Annotated in this window: 6 protein-coding genes; 3 read left to right on the plus strand and 3 right to left on the minus strand. The window is 74.8% G+C overall.

The genetic code is table 11. The annotated features are described in order from the left end of the window. Position 1: 1 nt before the first annotated feature. On the minus strand, positions 2-7366 hold the full coding sequence (locus tag QUY26_RS01120; RefSeq protein ID WP_289943209.1) for an amino acid adenylation domain-containing protein: 7365 nt from the start codon (positions 7364-7366) through the stop codon (positions 2-4). Between the two features lie 123 nt (positions 7367-7489). Between QUY26_RS01120 and QUY26_RS01125 the strand changes: the two genes are divergently transcribed. Continuing rightward, the gene (locus QUY26_RS01125; RefSeq protein ID WP_289943210.1) at positions 7490-8680 is read left to right on the plus strand and encodes a M20 family metallopeptidase; all 1191 of its coding nucleotides are present in this window, start codon (positions 7490-7492) and stop codon (positions 8678-8680) included. Between the two features lie 120 nt (positions 8681-8800). On the opposite strand, the gene QUY26_RS01130 is transcribed toward QUY26_RS01125, so the two are convergent. Beyond that, a complete protein-coding gene (locus QUY26_RS01130) occupies positions 8801-9802 on the minus strand; it encodes an ABC transporter substrate-binding protein (RefSeq protein WP_289943211.1) in 1002 nt (333 codons plus the stop codon). 151 nt (positions 9803-9953) lie between these two features. Between QUY26_RS01130 and QUY26_RS01135 the strand changes: the two genes are divergently transcribed. Together QUY26_RS01135 and QUY26_RS01140 are read left to right on the plus strand one after the other, a co-directional pair. After that, on the plus strand, positions 9954-10754 hold the full coding sequence (locus QUY26_RS01135; protein WP_289943212.1) for an ABC transporter ATP-binding protein: 801 nt from the start codon (positions 9954-9956) through the stop codon (positions 10752-10754). Positions 10755-10859: 105 nt separating this feature from the next. Beyond that, positions 10860-11744 (plus strand): fructosamine kinase family protein, encoded by an 885-nt coding sequence (locus QUY26_RS01140; protein ID WP_289943213.1) that lies wholly within the window; start codon positions 10860-10862, stop codon positions 11742-11744. 16 nt (positions 11745-11760) lie between these two features. Here QUY26_RS01140 and QUY26_RS01145 read toward each other — a convergent pair whose 3' ends face one another. After that, complete coding sequence (locus QUY26_RS01145; RefSeq protein ID WP_289943214.1) at positions 11761-12147, minus strand: hypothetical protein; 387 nt, start codon at positions 12145-12147, stop codon at positions 11761-11763. Positions 12148-12212 lie beyond the last annotated feature (65 nt).

The raw sequence follows: 12212 nt of genomic DNA on the forward strand, positions 1-12212 counted from the left end.
GTCACTTCTCCAGATCGGTCAGGCGGTCGGCGACCACGCGGGCGATGTGCGCGATCGGCTCGGGCAGGGTCATGTCCTTGTGGGAGCAGGCGACGTCGGTGTTGTCGATCCGTCCGCTCACGTGGGGCGCCCAGGTGTCGGGCGTCAGGGCGTCGTCGATGGTGTCGACGGTGGCCCGGAAGAAGAGGACGTCGCCGTCGAACCGGCGGTGGTCGTAGCGCCGCACCAGGTCGTTGGTGTTGAGGTAGACGGCGGCGAGGGCTTCGATGGTCGTGGTGGGGAGCGCGGCGAGGGGGCTGTTCTCGCGGTGGAGGACGTCGACGACGTTGGCGGTCGTCAGTGCCTTGCCCGCCAGGCTGTCGGGTCCGTAGCCGCCCATCGTCAGAAGCGATTCGAGGGCTTCGGCGTGGTCGGATTCGGGCAGGTCGCGGAAGCCCTCGGCGGGGTAGGCGTCGAGGATCGCGAGGAGTTCGACCTCCTCGCCCGCGGCCTGGAGGTGGGCGGCGACGGCGTGCGCGATGATGCCGCCGGTGGACCAGCCGAGGAGCCGGTAGGGGCCGCTCGGCTGGACCTCGCGGACGCGGGACGCGTAGTGCGCGGCGAGTTCCTCGAGGGTCGCGGGCAGCGGCTGTGCGGCGGTGGCGGGGCCGACGCCCTGGGCCTGGAGGCCGTAGACGGGCACGTCCGGCGGCAGGTGCCGGATGAGGCCCGCGTAGCACCAGCTGAGCCCGCCGGCCGGATGCACGCAGTGGAGCGGGGCGCGGTCACCGGCCGGGCGCAGCGGCAGCAGGACGTCCAGCGGGTCGTCCTCGCGGTCGGCGTCGAGCACCGCGTCGAGGGCGGCGACGGTGGGCGACTGGAACACGGTGCCGATGGACACGTCGGTGCCGAACGCCGCCTGGACGCGGGCGGCGAGGCGCACGGCGAGCAGCGAGTGCCCGCCGAGGTCGAAGAAGTTGTCCTCGGCGCCGACCCGTTCGAGGCCGAGCACGTCGGCGAAGATCGCGCAGAGCTGTTCCTCGCGCGGGGTGCGCGGGGCGCGGCCGCCACCGGTGGCCGCGGGCGCGCCGGGCGCGGGCAGGGCCTTGCGGTCGAGCTTGCCGTTGCCGGTGAGCGGGAGCCGGTCGAGGAGCACGACGGCCGAGGGGACCATGTGGACGGGCAGGTGCCGGGCGGCGTGTTCGCGCATGTCCGAGGCCGTCACGCCGTCCGCTCCCGGGGCGGGCACGGCGTAGCCGACGAGGCGCTTGTCGCCGGGAGTGTCCTCGCGGACGACGACGGCCGCGTCCGCGACGTCGGGGTGCGCGGCCAGGACCGCCTCGATCTCGCCGAGTTCGATGCGGAAGCCGCGGATCTTCACCTGGTGGTCGGCGCGCCCGAAGTACTCCAAGGTGCCGTCGGCGCGGCGCCGGGCGAGGTCGCCGGAGCGGTACATGCGGCTGCCGCGGTCGCCGAAGAGGTGCGCGTAGGGGTCGGCCACGAACCGCGTCGCCGTCAGCTCGGGCCGTCCCAGGTAGCCGAGGGCCACGCCTTCCCCTGCCACGTACATCTCGCCGGTGACGCCGGGCGGCACCGGTTGCAGGCGGTCGTCCAGGACGTACACGCGCAGGTCGGGGATGTTGACGCCGATGGTGGACGAGGTGGCAGCGGCTGCGGTGGCGCGGTCGAGCGGGAAGTAGGTGACGTGCACGGTGGTCTCGGTGATGCCGTACATGTTGACCAGCGTCGGCGCGTCCTCGGCGTGCCGTTCGTACCAGTCGGCGAGCCGCCCGAGCTCCAGTGCCTCGCCGCCGAACACGACGTAGCGCAGCGCGAGTTCGGTGCCGGGGGCGTCGCGGTCGGCGGCGGCGAGCTGGTAGAAGGCGGATGGCGTCTGGTTGAGGACGGTGACGCGCTCCTCGGCGAGCAGGCTGAGGAAGGCGCCCGGGTCGCGGCTGGTGAGGTGCGGTACGACGACGACCTTGCCGCCGTACAGGAGGGCGCCCCACAGCTCCCAGACGGAGAAGTCGAAGGCGTAGGAGTGGAACAGCGTCCAGGCGTCGTCGGGGCCGAAGCCGAACCAGTGGTCGGTGGCGGTCAGGAGCCGGGTGACGTTGTGGTGGGAGACCACGACGCCCTTGGGGCGGCCGGTGGATCCCGAGGTGTAGATGACGTACGCCGGGTCCGCGGGGGCGAGGGGCCTGGTGCGGTCCTCGTCGCGCAGCGGTGTGTCCGCGTACGAGGCCATCGTGTCGCCGTCGACGGTGATGACCGGCAGGTCGTGGGCGGGCAGCCGGGGCGCGGTGGCCGTGTCGGTGACGACGGCTGCGGGCCGGGCGTCGGCGAGCATGTACGCGAGGCGCTCGGCCGGGTAGTCCGGGTCGAGCGGCAGGTACGCGGCGCCGGACAGGGACACCGCGAGGAGCCCGGTGACGAGTTCGAGGGAGCGGGGCAGGGCCAGGGCCACGATCGAGCCGGGGCCGATGGAGCGGGCGGCGAGCAGCCGGGCCAGGCGGTGGGCGCGGGCGGAGAGTTCGGCGTAGGTGAGCTGCTGCCCGTCGTGGCTGACGGCGACGCGCTGGGGGTGGCTGCGGGCAGCTTCTTCGTAGCGCTCGGCGAGGGTGGCGGGCTCGGTGTGGCCGCCGGGCAGGGCCTGGGTGTTGCCGTCCACCAGGGCGCGGCGCAGTTCCTCGGGGCTGAGGAGCGGGAGCAGGGCGAGGGGGGTGTCGGGGGCGGTGGCGGCGGCGGTGAGCAGCCGGGCGAGACGGTCGGCGAGCGCCTGGGCGGTGGCGCGGTCGAACAGGTCGGTGCGGAATTCGAGGAATCCGCCGATGCCGCCGCCGGGCAGTTCACCCGCGTTGAGGGTGAGGTCGAACTTGGCGGTGCCGGACGGCACGGCGGTCATGCGGGCGCTGAGGCCGGGGGCGAGCGCGAAGGCGGTGTCGGGGACGGACTGCCAGGCGAGCATCGTCTGGAAGAGCGGGTGCCGGGACAGCGAGCGGGCCGGGTTGAGCGCCTCCACGAGGTGGTCGAAGGGCAGCGCGTCGTGTTCGTGGGCGCCGAGGGTGGTGGCGCGCACCCGGTCGAGCAGGGCACGGAACGTGGGGTCGCCGGAGGTGTCGGCGCGCAGCACGACGGTGTTGGTGAAGAAGCCGACCAGGTCGGCGGTGGCGTCGTCGGCGCGGCCCGCGACGGGCGTGCCGAGGGGGATGTCGGTGCCGCAGCCGTGCCGGGTCAGCAGGGCGGCGAGTCCGGCCTGCACGGTCATGAACACGCTGGTGCCGGTGGCGCGGGCGAGCCTGCGCAGGGCGGAGTGCGCGGCCTCGTCGAGGTGGAAGGGGACGGTGTCGCCCTGGTGCGACGCGACGGCGGGGCGGGGCCGGTCGGTGAGCAGTTCCAGCTGGTCGGGCAGCCCGGCGAGGGCCTGCTTCCAGTACGCCAGGTGCCGTTCGGCGCGGGCCGTCGGCGCCTGGGCGGTGCCGAGGAGGCGCTGTTGGTGGGCGGCGTGGTCGGCGTACTGCAGGGGCAGCGGGGCGAACTGCGGGGCGCGGCCCGCGATCCGGGCGGCGTAGGCCGTGGCGAGGTCCCGGGCGAGGGGTGTCGTGGAGGCGCCGTCACCGGCGATGTGGTGCAGCAGCAGCAGGAGCGTGTGGTGGTCGGGTCCCGTGGTGAACAGCGTGGCGCGCAGCGGGGGTTCGGCGGCGAGGTCGAAGCAGTGGCGCACGGCGTCGGCGAGGTCGTCGCCGGGCGCGGCGAGGTGCAGGAGGGGTCGGGCCGCGAGGTCGTCCGCGTCGAGGATCCGCTGGCACGGCAGGTCGTCGTCGGTGCCGTCCTCGACCGGGTACACGGTCCTCAGCGTCTCGTGCCGCGCGCTCAGGTCGTGCAGGGCGAGCGTGAGGGCGTCCCGGTCGACGGGGCCTTCGAGGCTGAGGGCGAGCGGAATGTTGTACGTGGCGCTCGGCCCCTCCAGGCGGTGCAGGAACCAGAGTCGCTGCTGGGCGGGCGACAGGGGCAGGTCTCCGGTGCGCGGGACGGGGGTGACGGCGGTGCGGGGGGACGCGGTGTCCTGGTCGTCGTCCGGTGCGCCCTCGACCTCCTGGGCCCGCACGAGCGCCGCGAGCCCGGCGGGCGTGGGGGTGCGGAAGACGTCGGCGAGGGAGACGGCGGCGCCGAAGGTCTCCCTGATGCGGGCGGCGAGGCGGGCCGCGAGCAGGGAGTGCCCGCCGAGGTCGAGGAACCCGGCGTCGGGGTGCGCCGGGCCGTCGAGGCCGAGGAGGTCCGCGAAGAGCCCGCGGATGGTCTCGGTGTGCGCATCGGCGGTGCCGGCCGCCGCGTCGGCCGGGCCTGCGGCGGGGGTCTGCGGCTCCGGCAGGGCGCGGTGGTCGAGCTTGTCGTTGGCGGTGCGCGGCAGCGCGTCGAGGAGGGTCACGGTCGTGGGGACCATGTGTGCGGGGAGGACGGCGGCCAAGTGGTCGCGCAGCGCGGAGGCGTCCACCGCGACGGCAGGATCCGCCCCGACAGCAGGGTCGACCCCGACGACAGGATCCGCCCCAGGGGCGGGGGCCGCGTCGGCGGCAGGGCCCACCCCGGTGCCGGCGCCCTCCCCCGCTCCCGTGCGCGGCACCGCGTACGCGAGCAGCCGCTTGCCGGTGACGCCGTCGCGGGCGATGACGGCGGCCTGTGCCACGCCGGGGTGCGCGGCCAGGACGCTCTGGATCTCGCCGAGTTCGATGCGGAAGCCCCGGATCTTCACCTGGTCGTCGGTGCGTCCCAGGAACTCCAGGGTGCCGTCGGCCCGGCGGCGCACCAGGTCCCCGGTGCGGTACATGCGCTCGCCCGGCGGGCCGAAGGGGTCCGCGACGAAGCGCTCGGCGGTCAGGTCGGGCCGTCCGAGGTAGCCGCGGGCGAGGCAGGCGCCCGCGACGTACAGTTCACCGGCGACGCCGTCGAGGGCGGGGCGCAGGCTGGAATCGAGGACGTAGGCGCGGCCGGCGCGCACAGGCCGGCCGTCGGCGTCGGCGCCGGTCCAGTAGTAGGCGTCGACGGTCGTCTCGGTGGGCCCGTACAAGTTGAGCGGATGCGTGCCGGGGACGGCGGACAGGTGTCTCCACAGAGGCTCCGGCACGGTCTCGCCGCCCACGACGAGGACGGCGGGGCGGTGCCTGCCGTCGTCGAGCAGGCCCTCGGCGAGCAGGGCCTGCGCGTAGGAGGGCGTGACGTCGAGGTAGTCGACGCGGTGGGCGTCGACGTAGGCGGTGAGGGCCGCCGGGTCGCGGTACGTGACGTCGTCGAGCAGGTGCAGTTCGTGGCCGTGGACCATCCACAAGACGGGGTCCCAGGACGCGTCGAAGGCGAACGAGGCGCTGTGGGCGACGCGCAGGCGGGTGCGGCCGGTGCGGGCGACGGCCGGGGCGATGTGGTCGGCGCCGTGGCCCGCGAAGAGGTTGGCCAGGGAGGCGTGGGTGACGACGACGCCCTTGGGGCGCCCGGTGGAGCCGGAGGTGTGGATGACGTAGGCGGCGCTGTCCGGGGCGGGCGCGGCCGCGGGGACCTGGGCGGGTCTCGCCGCGAGGGCGGCCCGCACTTCGGCCTCGTCCAGGGCGAGTTCGGGCACGCTGTGCGGCGCCAGCGCGGCCAGGGTGACGGTGGTGCCGAGGACGCACACGGGCCGGGCGTCCGCGAGGACGGCGCGGGTGCGGGCGGCCGGGTGGCCGAGGTCCAGGGGCTGGCAGACACCGCCCGCCTTCAGGACCGCGAGCAGGGCGACGACCATGTCGGTGCCGCGCGGCAGGGCGAGGGCGACGGGCGTCTCGGCGGTGACGCCGCGGGCGGCCAGTTCATGGGAGAGCCGGTTGGCGGCGGCGTCGAGGTCGGCGAAGGTGAGGGCCCGGTCGCCGCAGCGCACGGCGACGGCGTCGGGGGTCCGGGCGGCCTGCGCGGCGAAGGCGGCGGGCACGGTCGTCGTAACGGGCTCCTCGCCCCGACCGGACGTCACACGGCGCACCTCGTCGGCGGACATCAGGTCGAGCGCGGCGAGCGGGCGGTGCGGGTCGGCGAGGAGCTGATCGGTCAGGGCGCGCAGGAGGTGCTGGAACGCAGCCCGGTGGCGGGCGAGTTCGTCGGCGTCGTAGCGGTCGGCGGCGGCGTCGAGGCTGAGCACGAGACCGCCGTCGCGGCCGGGCCAGGCGCCGATCGCCAGGTCCTCCACGGGGCCCGCGGCGAGGTTGCGGACGGTGCCGGGCAGGCCGCCGAAGTCCAGGGGGTCGCCCTCGAACGGCTTGACGTTGACCATGGGGCCGGTGAGGGGCGCGGCGGCGGAGCCGAGGCCGAGGTCCCGGCGCAGGGCGGCCTGCGGGTAGCGCTGGTGGCGGCGCACGGCGCGGATCTCCAGGACGACGCGGCGCAGGAGTTCGGCCGCGCTGTCCTGGGGGCGGACCGCGATGCGCAGCGGCAGCACGTTCACCGTCATGGCGGGGGTGCGCAGGGCCGCGGGGCCGCGGCGATTGGTGACGGGCAGGCCGAGCACGACCTCGGGGGCACCGGTGATCCGGTGCAGGTGGGCGGCCGCGGCGGCCACGACGAGCTCCGCCCAGGTGGCGTTGGCCGCGGTGGCGGCGGCGGAGATCCGGTCGAGGCCCGCCAGTTCGGCCGTCGCCTTGCGCAGCTCGCCCGTGGCGCCGGTCGCGGGGCGGCCGGAGAAGGTCACCGGTGCGGGGGCGTCCGCCATGCGCTCCGCCCAGAACGCCCGGTCGGTGGCCAGACGGTCGCCCGCCAGGTACTGGGCCTCGTCGTCGACGAGTTCCCGCAGGGGCGCGAACCGGCAGGCGGGGGCCGGAGCCTCGGGGCCGGCCGTGAACGCGGTGTACAGCTCGGCGACGCGGCGGCCGATCAGCTGGAGGGCGTAGGCGTCGACGGCGATGTGGTGGACGCGCTGGTACCACCACGTGCGGTCGTCGGCGACGCGGATGAGGGCCTGGGTCATCAGGCCGTGCCCGTCCCCGGCGTCTGCGGTGTCCCCGGCGTCCGCGGTGTCCCCGGCGTCGGCGGGGCGGGCCAGGTCGGCGCGGATCCAGGCGTCGGCGGCCTCCTCCGGCCGGGCGTCGGCGCGCACGTCGATCCGGTGCACGGGCAGGTCCGTCGCGTACGCCGCCTCCCGCACCCACTGCCGCGGCTCGCCGTCCACCTCGGTGACGCGCAGGCGGAGCGTGTCGGCCTCCGCGACGGTCCGGCGCACGGCGCGCTCCAGGCGGTCCTCGTCCAGGGCCCCGCGGATCTCCACGACGTCCGCGGTGTGGAACGCGGCGCCGCCGGGGTCCAGTTGCTGCGCGTAGTGGATGCCGGCCTGCGGCGTCAGCAGCGGGAACACGTCGTCCGGACGCGGATGCATGTGTACAACTCCTCGGGGATCGAGCGCACCGGACCACCAGCGCGAGGTTAGGTAAGCCTAAGCTATGTTCTCAGGGGTGTTGACGCGAACCGTTCCGTCCACCCCCGCACACGAAGAGGACCGATGCCGCACCCCACCCACGGCGAAGCCGCAGCGACCGAAGGCGCCACCGCCGCCCCCGACGACCTCAAGTCCGCCGTGCGGCAACGCGTCGACGGACACCGCGACGCCCTCGTCGCCCTGAGCCGCCGCATCCACGGCCACCCGGAGACGGCCTTCACCGAGCACCTCGCCGCCGCTTGGTGCGCCGAGTCCCTGGCGGCGGCCGGATTCGCGGTCGAATCACCCGCGTACGGCCTGGACACCGCCTTTTCCGCGACGATCGGCGCGGGGCCGCGGACGGTGGCGGTCGTCTGCGAGTACGACGCCCTGCCGGACCTCGGACACGCCTGCGGCCACAACCTGATCGCCGCCGCGGGGGTCGGCGCCGCCCTCGCCCTCGCCCCGTTCGCCGACGGACTCGGCCTGCGGATACGGGTGCTGGGGACCCCGGCGGAGGAGCGCGGCGCGGGCAAGGCGCTGATGCTCGACGCCGGGGCGTTCGACGGGGTGGACGCCGCGATGATGGTGCACCCGTGCCCGTTCGAGATGTCCGACTTCCGGTCGTTCGCGCTCGGCACCCTGTCCGTCACGTACACCGGTCGCGCCGCGCATCCCAGCCTCAACCCGCACGAGGGCCGCAACGCCGCCGACGCCCTGACCGTCGCGCAGGTCGCGCTCGGGCTGCTGCGCCAGCACCTGCCGTCGCAGTGGCGAGTGCACGGCATCACCACAGAGGCGGGCACGAGCCCCAACGCGGTCCCGGCCCGCGCGACGGCCTCGTACGAGCTGCGGGCGTCGGCCGCCGAGGACCTCACCGAGCTGCGCGCCCGCGTGGAGGACTGCTTCCGGGCGGGAGCGCTGGCCGCGGGCTGCGGCGTCACGCTGGAGCGGCCCGAGCCGGACTACCTGGACTTCCGCGGCGACCCCGCCCTCACCGAGCTGTGGACGCGCAACGCGCGGGCGCTCGGGCGGCCGGAGCCGGTGGAGCGCCCGCCGTTCGCCTGCACCGACATGGGCAACGTGTCGCACGTCGTGCCGTCCATCCACCCGGTGCTCGACATCAGCGGCGGCGCCTGCGGCCCGCACGAGCCGGAGTTCGCGCAGGCGGCACTCTCCCCCGCGGGAGAGCAAGCCCTCCTCGACGGGGCGACGGCGATGGCGTGGACGGCGGTGGACTTCGCCCGCGCCGCCGGGCAGAGCCCCGGCGACTGACACCCACGTGGCCGACGCGGCCGCTCCCCGGGCTCCATCGGGGAGCGGCCACAGCCACCGACGGCTCGTCGGAACCGGTCGGCTACCGGCCCCGACGGCACGTCAGGACCTGGCGGGCCGTCAGGACTTCGACAGCGCCCTGACGATGTCCTTGAGCACGACGTCACTGGCCAGCGGCCCGCCACGGGTGGACCAGACCGACCCGTTCACGGTCACGACGTGCTTCTTCTTGACGGCGCCCAGCTCCTTGTACGCGGGCTTGGACTGGACGTCCTTCAGGGCCTTCTCGCCGTCGGACGTCAGGGTCGAGAGGAACAGCCAGTCGCCGTCGATCTGGTCGATCTTCTCCAGGCTCAGCGAGGGAGTGTGCGCGTTGCCGTCCTTGTTCTGCGCCTTGGGCCGCTTCAGCCCCATCTCCAGGGCGACGCCGCTGGCGAACTGCTTCTTCTCCATCCAGCTGGGGCCGTCCGGGTTCCAGCGGACGATGGACACCTCGGCGCCCTTGTCGGCGCCGAGCTTCGCACCCGCGGCCTTCGCGGCGGACTCGTGGTCGGAGATGACTTCGTTGGCCTTGTCGAGCTTGTTCACGGCGTTGCCGATGCCACGGAAGGAGAGCTTCCACTCATCGGTGGGCGCCATCGTCACGAGGGTGGCCGGGGTGATCTCGCGGAGCTGCTTGAGGACCTGCTCGTCCTGCATGTCGCCGGCCAGGATGAGGTCGGGCTTGGCGGCGACGACCTTGTCCATGACGGGCTGGAGCAGGTTGCCGACGACGTCGATGTCCTTGACCTTGTCGGCCAGGTACGCCGGCGGCTTGTCGAGGCCCTGGCCGTTGGTGATGCCGACGGGCTCGAGGCCCAGGGCGAGGACCGCGTCCAGGTCCTCCTGGGTCAGGGTGACGATGCGCTTGGGGTGCGCGGGGACCTTGACGGTGCGGCCCGTGGCGTCCTTCACCGTGCGCGTGCCGGAGGCCTCGCCCGCCGAGGCGCCCTTGGAGTCCTTCTTGTCCGAGCCGGAGTCGGAACCGCATCCGGTCAGGAGCAGCGCGGCCGCCCCGAGGGCTGCGACTGCCTGTGCCGCGCGGCGCGGCACGAGGGGAAGGGATCTGCGGGGCAGGTTCATCGAAGGCTCCGTGTTCCATGGGACATGACTGCGCGAAGGAGCGCACGGCCATGCGGCCGCGCCACCCCTCGGCAGAGACTAAGGTTAGCCTTACCTTACAGTTGCGAGGCAAGGGGTTGCCTCACATCCCCCGGGAAGGGCGAGGCACACAGTGGAACTGCGCGTCGAGCGAGTCACCGCCGGATACGCCGGCCGCACCGTGGTCGACCAGGTCGACCTCACGATCGGCTCCGGGCAGGTGGTGGCCGTCGTCGGCCCCAACGGCTGCGGCAAGTCGACCCTGTTGCGGACGATGGCCCGGCTGCACGCCCCTGATGCGGGGCGGGTCCTGGCCGGTGGCGCGGACGTGTGGCGGCTGCGCCAGCGCGAGGCGGCGCACCGCATCGCCCTGCTCCCCCAGTCCCCGCAGGCACCCGAGGCCGTCACGGTCGCGGGCCTCGTACGCTACGGCCGCCACCCGCACCAGGGCCTGTTCCGGCAGTGGTCCCGCGCGGACGAACAAGCCGTGACCAGGGCGCTGGACGCCACCGGCACGACCCCGCTCGCCGAGCGCCGCCTCGACGAACTCTCCGGCGGCCAGCGCCAACGCTGCTGGCTCGCCATGGCGCTGGCCCAGGAGACCCCGGTGGTCCTGCTCGACGAGCCGACCAGCGCACTCGACATCGGTCACGCGGTGGAAGTGCTCGACCTGGTCCGCGACATCGCCGCGGGCGGCCGCACCGTCGTCATGGTCGTGCACGACCTCGCCGCCGCGGCCCGCTACGCCGACACCGTCGTCGCGATGCGCGACGGCCGCGTCGTGGCGTCGGGGCCGCCGCGCGAGACCATCGACGCCGATCTGGTGCGCGAGTTGTACGGCATCGACACGGAGATCCTGTTCGCGCCGTCGGACGGCGCGCCGGTCGTCGTGCCGACCGCGCGGACGGCGGCGACGGCCGGGGGCGGCCGGTAAGGGAACCACGCCCCGGCCGCCCCGGCCCCTCCCCGACTCGCCCGCACCGACCCGCACCGACCCGCACCGACCCGCACCGACCCGCACCGAAAGGGACTCAACGAGGTGACACCCCCGACAGACCCCACCCACCCGGCCGAGACCCCGGCAGCCGCGGCGGCCCGCCTCACCGGACACCCGGCGGCCGAACAGCGCCGGCTGTCCGGCGCGCTCACCGAAGTCGCCCTCGACGGTGGGCAGTCGGTCGTCGTCAAGCGCGCCGACGCGCCGGGGGCGGCGCGGGCCGAGGCGGCCGGGCTGCGCTGGCTTGCGGAGTCCGGCACGGTGCGGGTCCCTGCCGTGCGCGGGCACGACCGGCGCTGGCTGGTGATCGACCGCGTCCCGCAGGGCGCGCCGACCGCCCGGGCAGCCGTCCGGTTCGGCCGCGACCTGGCGGCCCTGCACGCCTGCGGCGCCCCGGCGTTCGGCGCGCCGCCGCCCGACGGCACCGAGGACGCGTACATCGGGCTCGCCCCCATGCGGAACGTCTCCGGTGACGACTGGCCGCGCTGGTACGCCGAGCACCGCGTGCTCCCCTACGTGCGGCGGGCCGTCGACGACGCGACGGTGTGCCCCGCCGAGGCGGACGTCGTCGAGCGGGCCTGCGCACGGCTGCCCGAACTCGCCGGACCCGCGGAGCCGCCCGCCCGGCTGCACGGCGACCTGTGGAACGGCAACGTCCTGTGGGGCGCCGACGGGCAGGCCTGGCTGATCGACCCGGCCGCGCACGGCGGACACCGGGAGACCGACCTCGCCATGCTCCACCTCTTCGGCTGCCCGCACCTCGACGACGTACTGGACGGCTATCAGGAGGCGTCCCCTCTCGCGGACGGCTGGCGCACACGCGTCGGCGTGCACCAGCTGTTCCCGCTCCTGGTGCACGCCGTGCTCTTCGGCCGGGGTTACGCCGAGCAGGCCGTCGCGGTGGCACGGGCCGCGCTCACGCACTGACCTGGAGCGGATCCGCTCAGGCGGGCACCCGCCGCGCCCTCGTGGTCACTCCGTCCGTCACGGCGACCCCAAGGCCGCCGGAAACGGCCTTGCGGGGCTCCTCGTCGATCGGCACCACGGCCCGGACCGCGCCGAACGCGGCCGCCGTGGCCCTGCGGGCGATCTCCTGGGTGGTGCCGTCCGCCTCGGTCCACTGACAGGTCAGTTCGCGGTAGTCGTCGACGGCCGCCTCCACTGCCTTGGTCATGCGCCGGTGCAGGGCGATCTCACGGTCGGCCGCGGGGCGGGCGTAGAGCGCGCGGATCGCGGCGCGGAGTTCGGCGGCTTCGTCGGGGCGTATCGCGTGCTGCTCGCTGCGGTCGACGAGGTGCAGAAGCTGGTGGAGAGCGTAGTGCTCGTTCATGGGTCGCCTCCTGTTGTGGGCCGCCGAGACAAGTGCCCGCCGCCGCGCAGCGCGACGAGCATGAT

This window comes from Streptomyces flavofungini (assembly GCF_030388665.1).
Taxonomy (GTDB): Bacteria; Actinomycetota; Actinomycetes; order Streptomycetales; family Streptomycetaceae; genus Streptomyces; species Streptomyces flavofungini_A.

What these genes read in the sequence shown, in the direction of transcription:
- QUY26_RS01120 (WP_289943209.1), bottom strand. Translation starts at nt 7,366, where the DNA reads ATGCATCCGCGTCCGGACGACGTGTTCCCGCTGCTGACGCCGCAGGCC.
- QUY26_RS01125 (WP_289943210.1), top strand. Translation starts at nt 7,490, where the DNA reads ATGCCGCACCCCACCCACGGCGAAGCCGCAGCGACCGAAGGCGCCACC.
- QUY26_RS01130 (WP_289943211.1), bottom strand. Translation starts at nt 9,802, where the DNA reads ATGAACCTGCCCCGCAGATCCCTTCCCCTCGTGCCGCGCCGCGCGGCA.
- QUY26_RS01145 (WP_289943214.1), bottom strand. Translation starts at nt 12,147, where the DNA reads ATGAACGAGCACTACGCTCTCCACCAGCTTCTGCACCTCGTCGACCGC.